Annotated in this window: 17 protein-coding genes; 11 read left to right on the top strand and 6 right to left on the bottom strand. The window is 62.6% G+C overall.

The window, feature by feature from the left end:
* The 9 genes from CAF87_RS25295 to CAF87_RS25255 form a co-directional block, all read left to right on the top strand.
* Nucleotides 1-531 (top strand): energy transducer TonB (locus tag CAF87_RS25295; RefSeq protein WP_139832874.1); only part of this gene is annotated, 531 nt, incomplete at its 5' end.
* A gap of 61 nt (nt 532-592) precedes the next feature.
* Nucleotides 593-1,297, top strand: coding sequence for a MotA/TolQ/ExbB proton channel family protein (locus tag CAF87_RS25290; protein WP_007959058.1), 705 nt, complete (start codon nt 593-595; stop codon nt 1,295-1,297).
* Nucleotides 1,297-1,698, top strand: a complete 402-nt coding sequence (locus CAF87_RS25285; RefSeq protein ID WP_007959059.1) for a biopolymer transporter ExbD — start codon at nt 1,297-1,299, stop codon at nt 1,696-1,698. The genes CAF87_RS25290 and CAF87_RS25285 overlap by 1 nt, the downstream gene beginning before the upstream one ends.
* A gap of 208 nt (nt 1,699-1,906) precedes the next feature.
* Nucleotides 1,907-4,612: a TonB-dependent receptor gene (locus CAF87_RS25280; protein ID WP_085733583.1), complete on the top strand. Its 2,706-nt coding sequence runs from the start codon at nt 1,907-1,909 to the stop codon at nt 4,610-4,612.
* A gap of 110 nt (nt 4,613-4,722) precedes the next feature.
* A complete protein-coding gene (locus tag CAF87_RS25275; protein ID WP_085733582.1) occupies nt 4,723-6,594 on the top strand; it encodes an extracellular solute-binding protein in 1,872 nt (623 codons plus the stop codon).
* Nucleotide 6,595: 1 nt separating this feature from the next.
* Nucleotides 6,596-7,660, top strand: a complete 1,065-nt coding sequence (locus tag CAF87_RS25270) for a microcin C ABC transporter permease YejB (RefSeq protein WP_085733581.1) — start codon at nt 6,596-6,598, stop codon at nt 7,658-7,660.
* A complete protein-coding gene (locus CAF87_RS25265; RefSeq protein WP_085733580.1) occupies nt 7,660-8,682 on the top strand; it encodes an ABC transporter permease in 1,023 nt (340 codons plus the stop codon). The genes CAF87_RS25270 and CAF87_RS25265 overlap by 1 nt, the downstream gene beginning before the upstream one ends.
* A 14-nt stretch (nt 8,683-8,696) precedes the next feature.
* The gene (locus tag CAF87_RS25260) at nt 8,697-10,307 is read left to right on the top strand and encodes an ABC transporter ATP-binding protein (protein WP_085733579.1); all 1,611 of its coding nucleotides are present in this window, start codon (nt 8,697-8,699) and stop codon (nt 10,305-10,307) included.
* Between the two features lie 110 nt (nt 10,308-10,417).
* Nucleotides 10,418-10,819, top strand: a complete 402-nt coding sequence (locus CAF87_RS25255; RefSeq protein WP_085733578.1) for a hypothetical protein — start codon at nt 10,418-10,420, stop codon at nt 10,817-10,819.
* Between the two features lie 76 nt (nt 10,820-10,895).
* Here CAF87_RS25255 and CAF87_RS25250 read toward each other — a convergent pair whose 3' ends face one another.
* Entirely contained in the window at nt 10,896-11,984 is a 1,089-nt protein-coding gene (locus tag CAF87_RS25250) for a DUF1615 domain-containing protein (protein ID WP_085733577.1), read from the bottom strand.
* A 184-nt stretch (nt 11,985-12,168) separates the two neighbouring features.
* On the opposite strand from CAF87_RS25250, the gene CAF87_RS25245 reads away from it, so the two are divergent.
* A complete protein-coding gene (locus CAF87_RS25245; protein ID WP_085733576.1) occupies nt 12,169-13,704 on the top strand; it encodes an FAD-dependent oxidoreductase in 1,536 nt (511 codons plus the stop codon).
* A gap of 4 nt (nt 13,705-13,708) precedes the next feature.
* Here the strand turns inward: CAF87_RS25245 and hemB are convergent, their stop codons facing one another.
* The 3 genes from hemB to CAF87_RS25230 all read right to left on the bottom strand — a co-directional run bounded on the left by hemB (nt 13,709) and on the right by CAF87_RS25230 (nt 16,383).
* Nucleotides 13,709-14,683: a porphobilinogen synthase gene (gene hemB / locus CAF87_RS25240; protein ID WP_085733575.1), complete on the bottom strand. Its 975-nt coding sequence runs from the start codon at nt 14,681-14,683 to the stop codon at nt 13,709-13,711.
* A gap of 149 nt (nt 14,684-14,832) precedes the next feature.
* Complete coding sequence (locus CAF87_RS25235; RefSeq protein WP_085733574.1) at nt 14,833-15,675, bottom strand: PhzF family phenazine biosynthesis protein; 843 nt, start codon at nt 15,673-15,675, stop codon at nt 14,833-14,835.
* 9 nt (nt 15,676-15,684) lie between these two features.
* On the bottom strand, nt 15,685-16,383 hold the full coding sequence (locus tag CAF87_RS25230) for a glutathione binding-like protein (RefSeq protein WP_085733573.1): 699 nt from the start codon (nt 16,381-16,383) through the stop codon (nt 15,685-15,687).
* A gap of 296 nt (nt 16,384-16,679) precedes the next feature.
* Here CAF87_RS25230 and CAF87_RS25225 point away from each other — a divergent pair, with 296 nt between their 5' ends.
* The gene (locus tag CAF87_RS25225; protein WP_085733572.1) at nt 16,680-17,354 is read left to right on the top strand and encodes a histidine phosphatase family protein; all 675 of its coding nucleotides are present in this window, start codon (nt 16,680-16,682) and stop codon (nt 17,352-17,354) included.
* 31 nt (nt 17,355-17,385) lie between these two features.
* Here the strand turns inward: CAF87_RS25225 and mnmH are convergent, their stop codons facing one another.
* Nucleotides 17,386-18,489 (bottom strand): tRNA 2-selenouridine(34) synthase MnmH, encoded by a 1,104-nt coding sequence (gene mnmH / locus CAF87_RS25220; RefSeq protein ID WP_085733571.1) that lies wholly within the window; start codon nt 18,487-18,489, stop codon nt 17,386-17,388.
* Entirely contained in the window at nt 18,489-19,523 is a 1,035-nt protein-coding gene (selD, locus tag CAF87_RS25215) for a selenide, water dikinase SelD (protein WP_085733570.1), read from the bottom strand. Before selD ends, mnmH begins: the two co-directional genes overlap by 1 nt.
* Nucleotides 19,524-19,621: the final 98 nt, after the last annotated feature.

The following is a 19,621-nucleotide window of genomic DNA, read 5'->3' as shown; positions in this document are numbered from 1 at the left end:
CCCCCACCACCGCCCCCGCCCGAGCCGGAACAACCGGTGGAAGACGAGGACGCGGTCAAGCCGCCGCCCAAACCGGTGGAGAAACCCAAGCCGATCGAAAAACCGAAACCGGTCGAGAAACCCAAACCGGTGAAAAAGGTCGAGCCGCCGAAAGCGCCGCCCGCCCCTGCGCAACCGACTGCACCTGCCACCCCGGCCACTCAGAGCGCGCCACCGGCACCTGCGGCGGCACCGGGTCCGGTGAAAGAGACGGCGGCGATTTCCGGCCTCGCCAGCCTCGGCAACCCGCCGCCGGAATACCCGTCGCTGGCCCTGCGGCGCAACTGGGAAGGCAGCGTGGTGCTGCGGATTCAGGTGCTGGCCAACGGTCGCGCGGGCTCGGTGACGGTGACCAAGTCCAGCGGCAAGCCGCAACTGGATGACGCAGCGGTCGCGGCGGTGAAGGCCTGGAAGTTCATTCCGGCCAAGCGCGGCGACACACCGATCGACGGCTTCGCCACCCAGACCATCGATTTCAAATTGCCGCAATGACGGCGCGACAACCGAACTCACAACCGAACTCACAACCGATTAACGCAAGCGAGGTGTAGCCATGAACGATTCTTTGTCTTCGATGATTGTCCCCGGCGTGCTCTGGGGGCTGGTGCTGTTTTCCGTGGTCAGCTGGGCGATCCTGCTGGTCAAGTCGGCGCAATACCTGCGCCAGAAAACCCAGAACCGGCAGTTCAGCAAAGCCTTCTGGGGCGCGCCGGATTTGCTCACCGCCGCCGAACACGCCAGCCAATATCCGGGCTCGCTCGCGCGAATCGCCAGCAGCGGTTTCGAAGCCCTGCTGGTGGAAGAATCCCCGCGCACCACCCAGCAACTGGCGCACACCATCAACCGTTCCGACCGACTGGAACGCAATCTGCGCCAACAGATCCAGAAGGAACGCCGCTCGCTGGAAAACGGCCAGGCGATTCTCGCAAGTATCGGCAGCACCGCGCCGTTCATTGGCCTGTTCGGTACCGTGTGGGGAATCATGGAAGCCCTGCAAAGCATCGGCGCCAGCGGTTCGGCCAGCCTGGAAACCGTGGCCGGGCCCATCGGCCACGCGCTGATCGCCACCGGTGTGGGGATTGCCGTCGCGGTGCCGGCGGTGCTGATTTACAACTTCTTCCTGCGGCGCCTGAAGCTGGCCTCGGCTGACATGGATGACTTCGCCCACGACTTCGATGCCCTCGCCTCGCGCAGCGCGTTTTCCATCAGCCGCCAGGCTATCGCCAAATCCACGGCCGCCGTGCGGGAGGCCAGCTGATGTCCTTTTCCACTCAAGACAGCGATGAAGTGCTCAGCGAAATGAACGTCACGCCGCTGGTGGACGTGATGCTCGTGCTGCTGGTGGTGTTCATCGTCACCGCGCCGCTGATGACCAACGCGATCAAGGTCAACCTGCCGAAAACCGACGCCGTCGCTCCCGCCGAAAAGAAAGATCCGGTGGTGGTCAGCGTGGATCAGGACGGCAAGTTCTTCCTGGCCAAAACCGAGCTGGCGCCGGAATCACTGGAGGCCAGCCTCAAGGAGGTCAAGGCCAAGGACGCCGAAGTACGCGTGCAGCTGCAGGCCGACTCCGCCGTGAATTACGGCCAGGTCGCCAAAGCCATGGCGTCCATCGAGCGCTCGGGCATCACCAAGATATCGGTGATGACCACCCGCTGACGGCGGTGCCGGGCGCGCAGTGAGGGACGCGCCCGGCACCGTTGGCTGAATCCCGTCGCAATCGGCCGACCGAAAAAACGCAACGCGTCTTCGGAGGGGATCGGCTTGCTTGAAGAAAGTGGTTTTCGCGGCGCGGCACCACCGTGCTCCGCGCAAAGAGGGCTCACAAGGCCATTTCGATAAACGTCTAACAAAGTCGGAAACAACCATGCTGATGAACACTCCACGCTTCACGCTCAAACCCTTGGTGGCGACGATTTCCCGCCACCGTTTCGTTCCGTTGTACCTGGTGGCCATGGGGATGGGCGCCGGGGTTCAGGCGGCCGAGGACGACAACAACGTCCCGGCCGCCGCTGCGGTGGTCGCACCGACCACGCAACTGCAACGGGTCGAGGTGACCGGTTCGGCGATCCGTCGGGTCGACGCGGAAACGGCGGTGCCGATCACCGTGCTCAAGGCCGATGAGCTGCGTAAACAGGGCGTGACCACCACCGCCGAACTGGTGCAGCGCATCACCGGCAGCCAGTCGATCAACAACAGCGCAGGCTCGGTCGGCGCGGCCACCGGCGGCGCCTCGTTCGCCGACATGCGCGGCATCGGCGCGAACAAGACGCTGGTGCTGCTCAACGGTCGCCGGCTGGCCAACAACGCGCTGTCGGGCACCAACTCGGCCGGCGGCGCGGTGGATCTGAACATGATCCCGTTTGCCGCGATCGAGCGCGTGGAAGTACTGCGCGACGGCGCCTCGGCCCTGTACGGCACCGATGCCATCGGCGGCGTGATCAATTTCATCACCAAAAAATCCATGACCGACGGCCAGCTCACCCTCGGCGGTGAAACCCCGACCCACAGCGGCGGCGGTGCGACCAAGGACATGAGCGCCAGTTGGGGCTACGGCGACCTGGAGCAGGACCGCTTCAACGTGCTCGGCGTGTTCAACTACAACAAGCAGCAGAACCTCGACGCCAACGACCGCTCCTTCGCCCGCGACTACGTGCCCGGCCGTGGCCTGGACCAGACCTCAGGCACCGCGTTCCCCGGCAACTACAGCCAGAATGGCAACGCCACCAATCCACTGGCCAACAGCAATTGTAACGGCCCCAACCTGGTGGCCCGTGACGGCCTCTGCCGCTTCAGCACCCGCGAATACATCGACCTGGTGCCGCAGACAGAGAAGACTTCGTTCTTCGGCAAGACCACCGCCAAACTGGCCGACGATCACAACGTCAACCTCGAATACTTCTGGTCGCGCAATAACAACGCCACCGCCGTGGGACCTGCGCCATTGACCGGCCTGAGCCTGGATTCGTCCTCGCCCTACTACCCCGGCAACGGCATCACCCCGGCGCCCACCGGTTTCGCCCTCGACCCGACGCAACCGGTGGACGTGAACTGGCGCGAAACCGCCGCCGGCCCCCGCGAATCGAAAGACCAGAACACCAGCCAGCGCTTTTTGCTGAGCTTCGACGGTCTGGTCGGCGGCTGGGACTACAACGTCGGCGCCTCGTACAACCAGAACAAGATCGTCTCCAGCGTCACCAGCGGCTACGTCAGCGATCAGGCGATGATCAGTGGTCTGGCCAGCGGCCTGCTCAACCCGTTCGGCCCGCAGACCAGTGCCGGTCAGCAGTACATCGACCAAGCCATGTACCACGGTGCCTATTCCACGGCAGTCGGTCGGGTCGCCGGTTTCGACGGGCGGATCAGCCGCGAGATCGGCGACTGGTTCGGCGCCGGCCCGGCCGGTCTGGCACTGGGCGGCGAATACCGCAAAGAGAAATTCCATCAGGACTTCGAGTCGTTCGCCGGTGATATCCAGAGCCTGGGCATCGACCCGGCCGGCAGCGTCGAGGGCGACCGCAGCGTGAAAGCCGCCTACGCGGAAATCAACGTGCCGGTGCTCGACAGCCTGGAACTGTCCGCCGCCGTGCGTCACGACAAATACAGCGATTTCGGCAGCACCACCAACCCGAAATATTCGTTCCGCTATCAGCCACTCAAGGAACTGGTGGTGCGCGGTGCCTACAGCGAAGGCTTCCGCGCACCGTCGCTGTATGAGCTGTATTCACCGCGCAGCATCACCTACACCCAGGGCTACTACAACGACCCGGTGCTGTGTACCGGCGGCGTGGTGCAACCGGGCGGCAACGGCGGGCGCGATTGCGGTCAGCAGTTCCTCAACCAGATCGGCGGCAACGAAGACCTGGCACCGGAGAAAGCACGCAACGTGACCTTGGGCTTCGTTTATCAGCCGGTCAACAATCTGTCCGTGGGCCTGGACTTCTGGTGGATTCACATCTCCAACCAGATCCAGCCGTTCCCGGAGTCCACCGTGTTCGATCAGGCCGGCAGCTACCCCGACCGCTTCGTGCGCAACGCCGACGGCACGCTCAATTACATCGTCACCGGTAACGCCAACCTGGGCATCGTCGAAACCAACGGCGTTGACGTGTCGCTGGACTATCGCTTCCCGAACACGCCGTACGGTCAGTTCGGTCTGGGCCTGCAAGGCACTTATGTCGACGAGTACGACTTTCAGAGCACAATCAAGGGCCCGTTCACCGACAAGGTCGGCGACTTCAAGGGCGATGGTGTGATTGCCCGCTGGAAACACAACCTGACCGGTTCCTGGACCTTCGGCGCGGCCCGCGCGGCACTGACCAACCGCTTCACCACCGGCTACAACGACTACGACCGCGAGACCAACGCACGGGTCGCGTCGTACTCGGTGTGGGACCTGTCGGCCGGCTACACCTTCGACAAGGTGCTGGACGTGGATGCGGGAGTGAAGAACCTGTTCGACCGCGACCCGCCGTTCACCAACCAGGCCTACAACTTCCAGAGCGGCTATGACCCGCGCTACACCGATCCGCTGGGCCGCACGCTGTTTGCGCGCATGACGTACCACTTCTGAGTCCCGGTCGGGGCCGCGCAAGACTCCGGCCGGCCCCTTCCCCTTGCGAATTCGCATCCCGCAGCGGCCACCCGCCGCTTCGGGTTTTTCCGGCTCAGAGGAACGACTTCATGACAATCATGCGCAACATGGCCGGCCTGCTGCTCGGCAGTGCGCTGCTGTGCAACGCGGCATCCGCGCTGGCCGGCGGCAGCTACGCGATGACAGTGTATGGCGAGGCGCCAAAATACCCCGCGGGTTTCCAGCACTTCGATTTCGTCAATCCCGACGCCCCGAAGGGAGGCTCGCTCAGCCGCGCCTCAATGGAAATCGGTCAGTACAACTACATCACCCCGTATGCCGATCAGGGCATTTCCGTGGTGCAGGTCAACGACTGGGTGTATTCGCCGCTGGCGTTCCGCTCGTTGGACGAGCCCTACACCGTCTATGGTCTGGTGGCGCAAACCATGGAGCGCGATACCGACGGTCTTTGGGTGCGTTTCAACCTCAATCCCGAGGCACGTTTCGCCGACGGCACACCGATCACCGCCGAGGACGTGCGCTACACCTTCGAGCTGTTGATGACCAAGGGCAGCCTGAGTTATCGCCAGCAATACGCCGATGTGCAGGACGTGCTGATCGAAGGCCCGCGACAGATTCGCTTCACCTTCAAGAACAACCTCAACCGCACTCTGGCGCTGGATCTGGCATCGCTGCGGCCAGTGCCCGAGCACTGGTGGAAAACCCGTGATTTCGCCAACGGCGGCGGCTTCGAACCACCACTGGGCAGCGGCCCGTACCGGGTGAGCAAGGTCGATGCGGGGCGCAGCATCGGTTTCCAGCGCGATCCGGATTGGTGGGGCAAGGACTTGCCGGTCAGTCGCGGGATGTACAACTTCGACAGCCTGACCGTGAACTTCTATGGCGACACCGACGTCGCCCGACAACTGCTGCAGGCCGGGGCGTTCGACTACAACCGCGAGTTTTCTTCATCCGGCTACGTGGTCGGTTACGACAGCCCGGCCCTGCGCGACGGTCGCCTGCAACAGGCGATTCTCGCCCCGGACAAACCGACCAGCGCCCAGGGGTTTGTGTTCAACCTGCAGAACCCGCTGTTCAAGGATCGCCGCGTGCGTCAGGCGCTGAGCCTGCTGTGGGATTTCGAGTGGACCAACAAGCAGATGATGCGCGGCTTCTACGTGCGCCAGAACAGCTACTGGCCGAAGAGTGAAATGGCCGCCACCGCCCTGCCCGACGCCGGAGAACTGGCGATCCTCGAGCCGCTGCGCGGACAGATCCCGGACGAAGTTTTCAACCGGGTCTATCAGGCGCCGAAAACCGATGGCAGCGGCTACATCCGCGACAAGCAGTTGCAGGCGCTGAAACTGCTGGCGGAGGCCGGATGGACGCCGAAAAACAACCGCCTGGTAAACGCCGCCGGAGAGCCATTCGAATTCACCTTCCTCGACGGCCAGGGCGGCTTCGACCGCATGCTGCTGCCCTACAAACGCACCCTGGCGCAGATCGGCATCACCCTGAATCTGCGGCGCATCGATTCGGCGCAATACATCAACCGGCTCAACGCCCGGGACTACGACATGATCGTCACCAGTTTCCCCCGCAGCGGCGATCCGATCGTCTCGCCGGGCCGCGAGTTGTACAGCCTGTATGCCTCGCAGAGCGCCACACAAGTCGGCAGCTCCAATTCGATGGTACTGGCGGACCCGGCGGTAGACCGGCTGATCGACGGCCTCGTCCAGGCCAATACCCGCGACGCCATGGTGCGTTACGCCCGCGCCCTCGACCGGGTGCTGCAATGGGGTGACTACATGATTCCCAACTACTACTCCAAAGGCACGCCGACGGTGTATCAGAACCGCTTCGGCAGGCCGTCGGTGCAACCGATTTACAGCGAAGGCCTCGACACCTGGTGGGAGGTCTCGGCCAAGCCGCTGACCAACCAGCAGATGAGTGCCCTGCACCAACTCGCGGGGGGCCAGTGACATGTGGCGTTATCTGAGTCGACGTCTGTTGCTGATCATCCCGACGCTGCTGTGCATTCTGGTGGTCAACTTCGTCATCGTGCAGGCGGCGCCCGGCGGTCCGGTGGAGCAGGCCATCGCTCGCCTGCAAGGCTTCGGCGGGCACAGCATGGGCGGCGCCAGCGAAGTGACCGCGATCGGCGGTGCCGGGCGCAGCAGCCGAGGCCTGGACCCGGCGCTGATCGAAGAGATCAAGCACCACTACGGTTTCGACCGACCGATGCACGAACGCCTGTGGCTGATGCTCAAGAACTACGCGCAACTGGACTTGGGCAGCAGCTTCTTTCGCGGTGCGAAGGTGACCGATCTGATCGTGCAGAAACTGCCGGTGTCGCTGTCCCTTGGCCTGTGGGCGACCTTGATCACCTACCTGATTTCGATCCCGTTGGGGATCCGCAAGGCGATCAAAAACGGCAGCGCGTTCGATGTCTGGAGCAGCACGGCAATCATCGTCGGTTACGCGATGCCGGCGTTTCTGTTCGCGATTCTGTTGATCGTGGTGTTCGCCGGTGGCAGTTACGTCAACTGGTTTCCGGTACAGGGGCTGGTCTCGGACCACTTCGACAGCCTGAGCCTGTGGGGCAAGGTCGGCGACTACCTGTGGCATCTGGTGTTACCGGTGACGGCGCTGGTGATCGGCGGTTTTGCGACGTTGACGATCCTGACCAAAAACAGCTTCCTCAACGAGATCAGCCGTCAGTACGTGATTACCGCACGCGCCAAGGGCCTGACCGAAAGACGTGTGCTCTACGGCCATGTGTTTCGCAACGCGATGCTGCTGGTGGTGGCTGGTGTGCCGTCGGCATTGATCGAGGTGTTTTTCGCCGGTTCCCTGCTGATCGAAACCATCTTCAACCTCGATGGCCTCGGGCGCATGAGCTACGAAGCGGCGGTGTCACGGGACTACCCGGTGGTGTTCGGCACGCTGTTCCTGTTCACCCTGTTCGGCCTGTTGATCAAGCTGATCGGCGACCTCTGCTACACCCTGCTTGACCCGCGCATCGACTTCTCGGCGAGGACTGCCTGATGTTCACACTTTCCCCTATGGGCCGGCGGCGCATCGCGCAATTCAAGGCCAACCGTCGCGGGCGCTGGTCGCTGTGGCTGTTCGTCGGACTGTGCCTGATCTGCCTCGGCGGCGAACTGATCGCCAACGACAAACCGCTGGTGATCCGCTACCACGACGCTTTTTACTTCCCGATCCTCAGCGATTATCAGGAAACCGATTTCGGCGGCGAATTGCCGTTCCAGCCGGATTACGCCAGCAATTACGTGCACCAACTGATCGAGGATCAGGGCGGCTGGATGCTGTTCCCGCCGATCCCGTTCAGCTACGACACAGTCAATTACGACCTTACGGAACCGGCGCCGAGCCCGCCATCCTCCAGCAACTGGCTGGGCACCGACGATCAGGCGCGGGACGTGTTGGCGCGGGTGATTTTCGGCACGCGGATTTCGATTCTGTTTGCGCTGATCCTCACCGCCGTCAGTGCGCTGGTCGGCATCGTGGCCGGGGCGTTGCAGGGTTATTACGGCGGCTGGGTCGACTTGCTCGGGCAGCGGGTGCTGGAGATCTGGTCGGGGCTGCCGGTGCTGTACCTGCTGATTATTTTGTCGGGGTTCGTCTCGCCGAGTTTCTGGTGGCTGCTGGGGATCATGGCGCTGTTTTCCTGGCTGGCACTGGTGGACGTGGTGCGCGCCGAGTTCCTGCGCGGGCGCAGCCTGGAATACGTCAAGGCCGCACGGGCCCTGGGCCTGACGGACAGCGAGCTGATGCGCCGGCACATTCTGCCCAACGCCATGACCTCCACCCTCACCTACCTGCCGTTCATTCTGACCGGCGCCATCGCCACCCTCACCGCGCTGGACTTTCTCGGCTTCGGCATGCCCGCCGGCACCGCGTCGCTGGGTGAACTGATCGGCCAGGCCAAGCGCAATCTGCAAGCGCCGTGGCTGGGGCTGACGGCGTTTTTTGCCCTGGCGCTGATTCTGTCCTTGCTGGTGTTTATCGGCGAAGCCTGCCGTGACGCATTCGATCCGCGATCCTGATCCCCGGAGCTGAAATGACCGACAACCTGATTGAAATTCGCGACCTGCGCGTCGCCTTCGCCGGGCATGAAGTGGTGCACGGCGTGAACCTCGACATCCGCCGTGGCGAGTGCCTGGCACTGGTCGGCGAATCCGGCTCGGGCAAGTCGGTGACGGCGCACTCGATCCTGCGTTTGCTGCCAACCAAGACCGTCAGCAGCACGGGCAGCATCCGCTACAACGGCGTGGACTTGCTGCACGCCAGCGAACAACAGCTGCGCGGCTTGCGCGGCAACCGCATCGCGATGATTTTCCAGGAGCCGATGACCTCGCTGAACCCGTTGCACACGGTGGAGAAGCAGATCAGCGAAGTGCTGGAGATCCACAAGGGGCTCAAAGGTCGCGCCGCGCGCCAGCGCACGCTGGAGCTGCTGGAACTGGTGGGCATTCGCCAACCGTTGCAACGGTTGAAGGCCTATCCGCACCAGCTCTCCGGCGGCCAGCGACAACGAGTGATGATCGCCATGGCGCTGGCCAACGAACCCGAATTGCTGATCGCCGATGAGCCGACCACGGCGCTGGACGTGACCGTGCAGCAGAAGATTCTCGAGCTGCTGATCGAGTTGCAGCAACGCCTCGGCATGTCGCTGCTGCTGATCAGTCATGACCTCAATCTGGTGCGGCGCATCGCCCAACGGGTGTGCGTGATGCGCCACGGGGAAATCGTCGAACAGGCCGATTGCGAAACGCTGTTCCGCACCCCGCAGCATCCTTACAGCCGCCTGCTGATCGAGGCCGAACCATCCGGCGCGCCGGTGCCAAGCTGCTACGATCACAACCTGCTGGAGGTGGACGATCTGAAAGTCTGGTTCCCGCTGCCCAAGGCGCTGTTCAGCCGCACCCAGGAATACATCAAGGCGGTAGACGGCGTGAGTTTTCGTCTGCAACGGGGCAAGACCCTGGGCATAGTCGGCGAGTCCGGCTCGGGCAAGTCGACGCTGGGCCAGGCGATTCTGCGGCTGGTGGAATCCGAGGGCGATATTCGGTTCGGCAACAAGCAATTGAGCCTGCTCAATCAGCGTTTGATGCGCCCGTTGCGCCGGCAGATCCAGGTGGTGTTCCAGGACCCGTTCGGCAGCCTCAGCCCACGGATGTCGGTGCAGCAGATCATCGCCGAAGGCCTGCTGACCCACGGTATCGGCACGGCCGAGGAACGTGAGGCGGCGGTGATCCGCGTGCTGGAGGAAGTCGGCCTCGACCCACGGAGCCGCCATCGCTATCCCCACGAATTCTCCGGCGGCCAGCGCCAGCGCATTTCCATCGCCCGGGCACTGGTGCTGGAACCGGCGCTGATACTGCTCGACGAACCGACCTCGGCGCTGGATCGCACGGTGCAGAAACAGGTGGTGGAATTGTTGCGGCAATTGCAGATCCGTCACGGCTTGACGTACCTGTTCATCAGCCATGACCTGGCGGTGGTGCATGCGCTGGCGCACGACTTGATGGTGATCAAGGATGGAAAAGTGGTGGAACAGGGATCATCGCGAGAGATTTTTGCAGCGCCGCAGCACGCTTATACGCAAGCGTTGCTCAAGGCTTCGGGTTTGGTACAGGTACAGAGTGCCGAGCGAATGGCTGTGCTTTGAGAACCATCATCGGCGTCGATGTTCACCATCACGTCAATGAAGTTCTCATAAAAAATCCCGGGCGTAACATCGGCTCCATACCAACCAATAACACCCCGGAGCACAAAATCATGAAACGCCAAGTCATCCTCAGCATTGCCCTTTCGGTTCTGGCCTTCAACGCTTTTGCCGCCAAACCTGCCCACACCATGATCGCTGAAGGCGGTTCGGATCGGTTGATCGAACAGCGCGTCGCTGAAGGTGGTTCGGATCGCCTGCTGGAACGCCGTGTTGCCGAAGGTGGCTCGGATCGCCTGCAAGAACGTCGCGTCGCTGAAGGTGGTTCGGATCGTCTGCAAGAACGTCGCGTTGCCGAAGGTGGTTCGGATCGCCTGCAAGAACGTCGCTTTGCCGAAGGTGGTTCGGATCGCCTGCTGGAACGCCGTGTTGCCGAAGGTGGTTCGGATCGTCTGCAAGAACGTCGCGTCGCTGAAGGTGGCTCGGATCGTCTGATCGAACGCCGCGTTGCCTGAATGAATGGCTCCACCGCAGTAACCCAGAGAAAACCCGGCTCCCGTCAGCCGGGTTTTTTTACGCCTTTTTTCCTCGTCAGTCCTTGGCCATGCAACGTCGATAGCGCTCGTCGACCCGCTTGGCGAACCACGCGGTGGTCAGTTTGCGGGTGATCTTAGGGCTCTGCAGAACGATCCCAGGCAACACCGCCCGTGGCAATGATTTGCCTTCTGCCTTATCCGCCAGTTCGAAGACCCGTTGATACAGTTTGGTCTCCTCGAATCCCAAGGTGTTGCCCTTTTCCAGTTGCTCGCGGATCACCGGATTACGCATACCCAATGACTTACCGAGTTTGCGCACCGCCAGTTCGGTGGTGCCCGGCATGATCGAGTCGTAGCGGATCAGGTCACCATCCAGCGCCAGCGGAACGCCCGAGACGCGACTGACTGCATTCTGAAACGCCGCATTGCGACTGGCGTACCACCCTGCATTGAAGTCGGCAAAACGGTACAGCGGTTCGCGATAACTCACCGGATAACCCAACAAATGGGCGATGCCGAAATACATGCCGCCTCGGCGGGTGAACACTTCGTGGCGAATGGTGCCGTTCACCGGATACGGATACCCCTTGGCGTGCTGCTCGGCGAACTCGATGCTGACCTGCATCGGCCCGGCGGTGTGCACCGGGTTGAAACCGCCAAACAGCGTGCGCCCCATCGGCACCATGCCGATGAAGTCATCGAAAATGGCGCTCAGGTCTTTCTCGGTACGTGCTGCGCTCAGGCGTTCGCTATAGCTCTTGCCGTTGGGCGAGCGCACCTGCAAGGCGCCGCTGACCAACAGGCTCGGGATGTGCACTTTGGCGGCTCGGCGGTCGATCTCGTCGCGGGCGATCTTGCCCAGGCCGGGTACCGGTGGGTCGACTTGAAAGTTGGATTCCTGCTCGGCGACGGCCAGCACCGAACACAGGTTTTGCGTGGTCGGGCTGATGCCCTGGGCGGCGAACGCGGTGTAGATGTCCGTGGCCCAGCCCTGGCGGTCGGCGGTTTTCGCCGGCAGCAGGCGCACGATCTGCGCCTTGACCTCGGCCGGCGCGCGCGGGGCCGGCTCCTGGCTGCGCTGCCCGGCGCAACCGGCCAGCATCAGCAGCGCGGCGAGGCTGAGAAATAATCGAGGGCTTTGCATAACGCTCCATGAAGTCCGTTGAGCCGGGTTTACCCTACGCCCAATCCCGGGTTGCAGGATAGGACTACGGGCCGGCGACGCTGTTCCATCGCCCCGTCTGGCAGGCCGACTGGCCGTGCCCGCCCGCTGATCCATACTTGCTGCTGCACACTCAGTGGCAAAGGGCACGCGAGGAGGACAGACCATGAACCGCAGTGACGTTCTGATCATCGGCGCAGGCCCCACCGGATTGGTACTGGCCCTGTGGCTGAGCAAACTGGGCGTGCGCGTGCGCATCATCGACAAGAGCTCCGCGCCGGGCACCACTTCTCGGGCGCTGGCGGTGCAGGCGCGCACCCTTGAGCTGTACCGACAACTGGATCTGGCCGACGCGATCGTGCGCAACGGACACCGGGTGGCGGCGGCGAATTTCTGGGTCAAGGGCAAGCCCGTGGCGCAGCTGCCGCTCAATCGCATCGGCGAAGGCCTGACGCCTTACGCCTTCCTGGAAATCTACCCGCAGGACGAACACGAGCGACTGTTGATCGACCGCCTCGAAGACTACGATGTGACCGTCGAGCGCAATACGACGCTGGAGAGTTTCACGGAAAACGGCGACGGCCTCACCGCGCATTTGCGCCTGCCGGATGGCGAGCAGGAAATCTGTCAGGCCTGCTATCTCGCCGGGTGTGACGGCGCCCGTTCAGTCGTGCGCAAAACCCTCGACACCGGTTTTCCCGGTGGCACTTATCAGCAGATTTTCTACGTCGCCGATGTGCGGGCCAGCGGCCCGGCGCTCAACGGCGAGTTGCATCTGGATCTGGACGAAGCGGACTTTCTCGCGGTGTTCCCGCTGGCCGGCGAAGGTCGCGCGCGACTGATCGGCACGGTGCGCGACGAACGTGCGGATCGCGCCGAAACCCTGGAGTTTTCCGATGTCAGCAGCCGCGCCATCGAGCATTTGAACGTGCACATCGAGGACGTCAACTGGTTCTCCACTTACCGCGTGCATCATCGGGTGGCGGATCACTTTCGCAAGGGCCGGGCGTTTCTGCTTGGCGACGCGGCCCACGTGCACAGCCCCGCCGGCGGTCAAGGCATGAACACCGGCATCGGCGATGCGATCAATCTGGCGTGGAAACTCGCGGCGGTGCTCGGCGGCGCAGCCACGCCAAAGCTGCTCGACAGCTACGAAACCGAGCGCATCGCCTTCGCCCGGCGGCTGGTGTCGACCACCGACAAGGTCTTCAGCTTCGTCACCGCCGAAGGGCGAATGGCCGACCTGTTGCGCACAAGGCTGGCACCGTTCGTGATCCCGAAAATGGCCTCATTCGAGACCAGCCGCGAATTCCTGTTTCGCACGGTGTCGCAAATCACCGTCAACTATCGGGGCATGGCGTTGAGTGAAGGCGTGGCCGGGCATGTCCACGGCGGTGATCGCTTGCCGTGGGCCCATGATGGCGAAGGGGATAATTACGAACCGCTGCGCAATCCATGCTGGCAGGTGCATGTCTACGGCGACACCAGCGACGAGATGATCGCCTGGTGCAATGAACATCACCTGCCGCTGAACGTGTTCGACTGGCGTCCGGCATTTGAAACGGCGGGACTGGGGCGCAATGGCTTTTACCTGTTGCGCCCGGATACCTATGTGGCGATTGCCGACAACAGCGCGGATCCGAAGGTGATCGAGCGGTATTTGCGAGATCACGGGATCCGTCCGTTTTTCAATTGCCCCTGAAGGATCAGATCCCGGCCAGGGCCAGATCCATCGCAAAGTAGGTGAAGATCAGATCCGCACCCGCGCGTTTGATCGCACCGAGGCTTTCGCGCACTACGCGATCTTCGTCGATGGCCCCGGCCTGGGCGCCGAACTTGATCATCGCGTACTCGCCGCTGACCTGATACGCCGCCAGCGGCAGGGTCGAGACTTCGCGGATGTCGCGGATGATGTCGAGGTACGCGCCGGCCGGTTTGACCATCAGCGCATCGGCGCCTTCCTGCTCGTCGAGCAACGATTCGCGCAGGGCTTCGCGGCGGTTCATCGGGTTCATCTGATAGCTTTTGCGGTCGCCCTTCAGTGCGCTGCCACCGGCCTCGCGGAACGGGCCGTAAAGCGCCGAGGCGAATTTGGTCGAGTAGGCCATGATCGGAATCTGCGTGAAGCCGGCATCGTCCAGCGCCCGGCGAATCGCCCGCACCTGGCCGTCCATCGCGGCCGACGGCGCGATCACATCGGCACCGGCACGGGCCGCAGCCACAGCTTGCTTGCCGAGGTTGATCAGGGTCTGGTCGTTGTCGACCTCATGGTTGTGCATCACGCCGCAATGGCCGTGATCGGTGTATTCGCAGAAGCAGGTGTCGGACATCACGATCATTTCCGGCACCGCGTCCTTGGCGATCCTCGACATGCGCGACACCAGCCCGTTTTCGCGCCAGGTGTCGCTGCCGTTGGCGTCCAGGTGATGGGACACGCCGAAGGTCATCACCGACTTGATCCCGGCCCGGGCATAACGCTCGATCTCGCTGGCCAGTTTGCGTTCCGGAATGCGCATCACGCCGGGCATGCTCTTGATCGGCACGAAGTCGTCGATCTCTTCTTCGACGAAGATCGGCAGCACCAGATCGTTGAGGGAAAACTCGGTTTCCTGGAACAGGCTGCGCAGGCTCGCATTGCGACGCAGACGGCGTGGACGTGCTTCGGGGAACTGACTGGACATGGGGCCTTTCCTGAAAACAGCGGATGAGACGAAAGTCGTAGGGGGCGAAGCTTATGCCTTGCGGGGGATAAGGTACAAACTTGGATCAATCAAGAGTGCATTACCGGGGGCGCAACAATCGCCGGCCTTTGCGCCGGCGAATCTGGCTTTCAAAGCCGCAATTGCCCCTCAATGCACGTGACCACGGAGCCGCCGATCCAGATCTCGTCCCCGAGCCGGTTTATCCGCAGCTGTCCCGCCCGGCCCATGCTCAAGCCCTGGCTGACGGTATAGGAATCGGGCGCCAGCCCCTCCGCCAATAACCATTGGGCAATCCCGGCATTCAGGCTGCCGGTGGCCGGATCCTCGGGCATGCCATCACCGGAAATAAACGCACGCACCTCAAATTGGGCTGCGTCACCGTCGCGCTCGGAATCCCACGCCGCGATGATGCCCACCGCCAGGCCCTGCATCTGCGAATGATCCGGTTGCAAGTTCAGCACCTGCTGCCGATCCTTGATCATCACCGCGAGCCACCCCGCGCCGTTGTCCACCCATTGCGCGCGGACAATCTCGTCACGGGTGATTCCCAGACCGCGCTGCACCCGCTCCATGACGTCGGTCTCAACCGGCCCGGACCTCAGGAGCGGCGGCGCGAGGAAAGCGAGTTCCGATCCGTCGCGCCTTATTCTTACCAGCCCCACGCCGCACTCCTGAACGATCTCCGCTCCCTTGGGCACGCCGCCCGCTTCCAGCCAGGCGTGGCAGGTGCCCAAGGTCGGATGCCCGGCAAATGGCAGTTCGCTCAGTGTCGTGAAGATCCTCACGCGATAGTCGGCGCGAGGGTCCTGTGGTTCAAGAATGAAGGTGGTTTCACTCAGGTTGGTCCAGTTGGCAAAGGCCGCCATGCGCTCATCGCTCAGGTTACCGGCATCAAAGACTACCGCCAGCGGATTGCCCTTCAGAGCAGTGTGGCTGAAAACATCGACTTGCTTGAAATGGAACGAATCCATGCACCGTCCTTATTGAGGAATCGTCAGACCACGCACCACCGCCGGCCGCGCCAGAAAGCGCTCCAGCACCCGGGTGACGTTCGGGAAGTCCTTGATGCCGACCAGATCGCCCGCCTCGTAGAACCCGATCAGGTTGCGCACCCACGGGAACGTGGCGATGTCGGCGATGGTGTAGCGCTCGCCCATGATCCAGTCGCGCCCTTCGAGGCGGGTATTGAGGACGCTTAGCAGACGTTTGCTTTCGTCGACGTAGCGGTCGCGGGGACGCTTGTCTTCGTAGTCCTTGCCGGCGAATTTGTTGAAGAAACCTAGCTGGCCGAACATCGGGCCGATGCCGCCCATCTGGAACATCAGCCACTGAATGGTTTCGTAACGCAGCGCGCCTTCCTGGGCCAGCAACTGGCCGCTTTTGTCGGCGAGGTAAATCAGGATCGCGCCGGACTCGAACAACGGCAGCGGTTTGTCATCCGGGCCATGGGGATCGAGGATCGCCGGGATCTTGTTGTTCGGGTTCAGCGACAGGAATTGCGGGGACATCTGATCGTTGGTGTCGAAGCCCACGCGGTGCGGCTCGTAGGGCAGACCGATCTCTTCAAGCATGATCGAGACCTTGACGCCGTTGGGGGTCGGCAACGAATAGAGCTGAATCCAGTCAGGGTACTGCGCCGGCCATTTCTGGGTAATCGGGAACGCGGACAGATCGGTCATGTGTAGCATCCAGTCACAAAATGAAAGGCCTGAGCATAATCCACGTTTTCCGCGCTGGCTCGGGTTCTTTTTTCCGTGGACACCACGCTTACTTAATTCCGCAACATCCTGTCGCTAACCTTCCCTCAAGCCTTTGGGCGATGCCATTAGAGTGCACCCCGGCAAGCGGATCGAACCAAAAGGCCTGCGGGGGCTCCAAGAAAGCCAATCAAGACAGGGAAAAACACCCGGCCCCGGCAGCCCGCGGTGTAGAGGTTTGTCAGCCTTAACCGAACACGCTGAAGAATCCTGATCTCATGACGAACTTGATGAAAGTCGCCAGACGCTTCAAACATCGCGCCTATGTGGCCCTGCCCTCGCTGCTGGCGGTGAGCGCGCTGTTCCTGTCCCTCGAATCCAGCGAAAGCCGCGCGCAACCGGTGGACGGCACCCAGACCCTGATCTTCCTGCGTCACGGGGAAAAACCCGCGGGCGGGCTCGGCCAGCTCAACTGCCAGGGCCTGAACCGCGCCATCGAGCTGTCGACCCTGCTGCCGGAGAAGTTCGGCAAGGCCGACTACGTGTTCGCCGCCAACCCGACTCGCAATGTCGAGGAAGGCGAGCTGGACAACTCCTACAGCTACATTCGCCCGCTGATGACCATCAGCCCCGCCGCCATCAAGCTCGGCCTGCCGGTGAACATCGAGTTCTCGGCCAACGACACCAGCGACCTGGCCCGGGAACTGACTGCCGACAAGTATCACAACTCGACCATCTACACCGCGTGGTCGCACGGCTACCTTCCTGAATTGATCAACAAGGTTGCCGGCAAGGCAGTGGGCGAAAAACAGACCATCACCGAGGATTGGGCGTCTGGCGACTATGACTCACTGTACGTGCTGACCCTGACCTGGCACAACGGCAAGGCCAGCCTGCAGAGCCACAGCTACAAACAGGGGCTGGACAACGGCAAGGTCACATGCCCGACCTGAGTGCCTTGGAGCCCCTGCCGGGGCTCTCGCTTCAGCGTTTCTGACTCAACCGCTGGCGCAGATACTCGATCACTGCCCCACGCTCTCCGGCAAACTCGATCCGCGCGCCCTTCTTCTCGCGTTGAAACACATACATCGGGTCGTAATATTCACGCAGCAAGCCTTCGATCCAGCCCCGGTGCAAATCCACCGCGCCGCTGCGCGCCTGCTCGGCCAGTGCGTCTTCCATCAACAGCAGCATCCGTCGATGGCGTTCGCCGCCCAGACGTTTCTGCACATTGTTCAGGCTCTCGAGCAAGCGTTCAGAGAACAGCGCAAAACCCTGCTCGCCATGCACCGCCGAAAACTCGGCCGACAGATCCACCACGTAATCACGCAGGATGCGCTGCACCCGATCGTCAAAACTGTCTTCCAGCCAGACCATCGGGTAGTGCTGCATGCCCTGATACAACGGCAGCGGCAGCGCGCAACTGCCCACCACCCGGCTCTCGTCTTCGAGGACGAACTGGTCGATACCGGCGTCGCGTTTCTTGAGGAGGTCGATGGCCAGGCGGTTTTCGAAGTCGATGTTCGATGGCTGGCCGGTGGCGCGCTTGCCGAAGCTGGAGCCGCGATGGTTGGCGTGGCCTTCCAGATCCAGACCGTTGCGCAATTGCACCAGCAGTTCGGTCTTGCCGGTGCCGGTCATGCCGCCCAGCAGCACGAAATCACATTGGGTCACCGCTTGTTCGAGGGTGTCGATCAGGAAGTTGCGCAGTGCCTTGTAACCGCCACCGATGCGCGGATAGTCGATCCCGGCCTCGCTCTTGAGCCACTGCTGGGTGATCTGCGAGCGCAGGCCACCACGAAAACAATAGAGATAACCGTCAGGATGAGCCCGGGCGAACTCGGCCCAGGCCTCGATGCGTTCGGCCTTCACCGCACCGGACACCAGATGGTGGCCCAGTTCGATGGCCGCCTGCTGACCATGCTGTTTGTAGCAGGTACCGACCTTTTGTCGTTCGAGGTCATTCATCAGCGGCAGATTGACCGCCCCGGGGAACGCGCCCTTGTGAAACTCGACCGGCGCGCGGGCATCCATCAGCGGCCGGTCGTTGAGGAAAATGTCGCGGTAATCGGTGCAGTCGCGGAGCATCAAATCACCTCGACTGCGTGGGTCTGTCGCTCGACCAGTTCGCCGATCGGCGCCAGATTCAGGCCCAGCTCTGCGGCCACGGCGAGGAATTCGGCGTTGCCTTCCGGGGTCACGGCCAGCAGCAGGCCGCCGCTGGTCTGCGGATCGCACAGCACCCGCTTGTGCAGTTCCTGCACGCGCCCGAGCTTGCTTGAGTAGCTGTCGAAATTGCGCAAGGTGCCGCCCGGTACGCAGCCCTGATCGAGGTAGTACTCGACGCTGTCCAGACGCGGCACCCGGTCATAGGCGATGCGCGCGGTGAGGTGGCTGCCGTCGGCCATTTCCACCAGATGCCCGAGCAGGCCGAAACCGGTGACGTCGGTCATCGCGGTCACGCCGGCCAGTTTGCCGAAACGGCTGCCGGGCTTGTTCAGCGTGCACATCCAGTCCCGAGCCACGCCGATGTCGGCGTTACGCAGCTTGCCCTTCTTCTCCGCGGTGGTGAGGATGCCGATGCCCAGCGGTTTGGTCAGGTACAGCAGGCACCCGGCGGTGGCGGTGTCGTTGCGCTTCATGAAGCGTTTCTCCACCAGACCGGTGACGGCCAGGCCGAAGATCGGCTCCGGCGCATCGATCGAATGGCCACCGGCCAACGGAATACCCGCCGCGTCGCACACCGCGCGACCACCGCGAATCACTTCCCGCGCCACTTCCGGCGCCAGCACGTTGACCGGCCAGCCGAGGATGGCAATGGCCATCAACGGGTCACCGCCCATGGCGTAGATATCGCTGATGGCGTTGGTCGCTGCGATCCGGCCGAAGTCGAACGGATCATCGACGATCGGCATGAAGAAGTCGGTGGTCGACACCACACCGCGTTCGGCATCGATTTCATACACCGCCGCGTCATCGCGCGAAGCGTTGCCGACCCACAGTTTCGGGTCGAGGTTCTGTGCGCCGCTGCCGGCAAGGATCACTTCCAGCACCTGCGGCGAAATCTTGCAGCCGCAACCGGCACCGTGGCTGTATTGGGTCAGACGGATGGGTTCGCTCATGGGGCAACCTCTGGCTGGGAATGGGGCGGATTCTAGCAGAGGGGATTGCCGAGCAAAAAAAACCGCCCTTTCGGGCGGTCAAAGTGCTTCGACCATGA

It is taken from the genome of Pseudomonas sp. R38(2017) (assembly GCF_002112395.1).
Lineage (GTDB): Bacteria > Pseudomonadota > Gammaproteobacteria > Pseudomonadales > Pseudomonadaceae > Aquipseudomonas.
The sequence above is the reverse complement of the archived record's forward strand: the minus strand, read 5'-3'. Positions and strand labels throughout refer to the sequence as shown.

What these genes read in the sequence shown, in the direction of transcription:
- CAF87_RS25290 (WP_007959058.1), top strand. Translation starts at nt 593, where the DNA reads ATGAACGATTCTTTGTCTTCGATGATTGTCCCCGGCGTGCTCTGGGGG.
- CAF87_RS25285 (WP_007959059.1), top strand. Translation starts at nt 1,297, where the DNA reads ATGTCCTTTTCCACTCAAGACAGCGATGAAGTGCTCAGCGAAATGAAC.
- CAF87_RS25280 (WP_085733583.1), top strand. Translation starts at nt 1,907, where the DNA reads ATGCTGATGAACACTCCACGCTTCACGCTCAAACCCTTGGTGGCGACG.
- CAF87_RS25275 (WP_085733582.1), top strand. Translation starts at nt 4,723, where the DNA reads ATGACAATCATGCGCAACATGGCCGGCCTGCTGCTCGGCAGTGCGCTG.
- CAF87_RS25270 (WP_085733581.1), top strand. Translation starts at nt 6,596, where the DNA reads ATGTGGCGTTATCTGAGTCGACGTCTGTTGCTGATCATCCCGACGCTG.
- CAF87_RS25265 (WP_085733580.1), top strand. Translation starts at nt 7,660, where the DNA reads ATGTTCACACTTTCCCCTATGGGCCGGCGGCGCATCGCGCAATTCAAG.
- CAF87_RS25260 (WP_085733579.1), top strand. Translation starts at nt 8,697, where the DNA reads ATGACCGACAACCTGATTGAAATTCGCGACCTGCGCGTCGCCTTCGCC.
- CAF87_RS25255 (WP_085733578.1), top strand. Translation starts at nt 10,418, where the DNA reads ATGAAACGCCAAGTCATCCTCAGCATTGCCCTTTCGGTTCTGGCCTTC.
- CAF87_RS25250 (WP_085733577.1), bottom strand. Translation starts at nt 11,984, where the DNA reads ATGCAAAGCCCTCGATTATTTCTCAGCCTCGCCGCGCTGCTGATGCTG.
- CAF87_RS25245 (WP_085733576.1), top strand. Translation starts at nt 12,169, where the DNA reads ATGAACCGCAGTGACGTTCTGATCATCGGCGCAGGCCCCACCGGATTG.
- hemB (WP_085733575.1), bottom strand. Translation starts at nt 14,683, where the DNA reads ATGTCCAGTCAGTTCCCCGAAGCACGTCCACGCCGTCTGCGTCGCAAT.
- CAF87_RS25235 (WP_085733574.1), bottom strand. Translation starts at nt 15,675, where the DNA reads ATGGATTCGTTCCATTTCAAGCAAGTCGATGTTTTCAGCCACACTGCT.
- CAF87_RS25230 (WP_085733573.1), bottom strand. Translation starts at nt 16,383, where the DNA reads ATGACCGATCTGTCCGCGTTCCCGATTACCCAGAAATGGCCGGCGCAG.
- CAF87_RS25225 (WP_085733572.1), top strand. Translation starts at nt 16,680, where the DNA reads ATGACGAACTTGATGAAAGTCGCCAGACGCTTCAAACATCGCGCCTAT.
- mnmH (WP_085733571.1), bottom strand. Translation starts at nt 18,489, where the DNA reads ATGCTCCGCGACTGCACCGATTACCGCGACATTTTCCTCAACGACCGG.
- selD (WP_085733570.1), bottom strand. Translation starts at nt 19,523, where the DNA reads ATGAGCGAACCCATCCGTCTGACCCAATACAGCCACGGTGCCGGTTGC.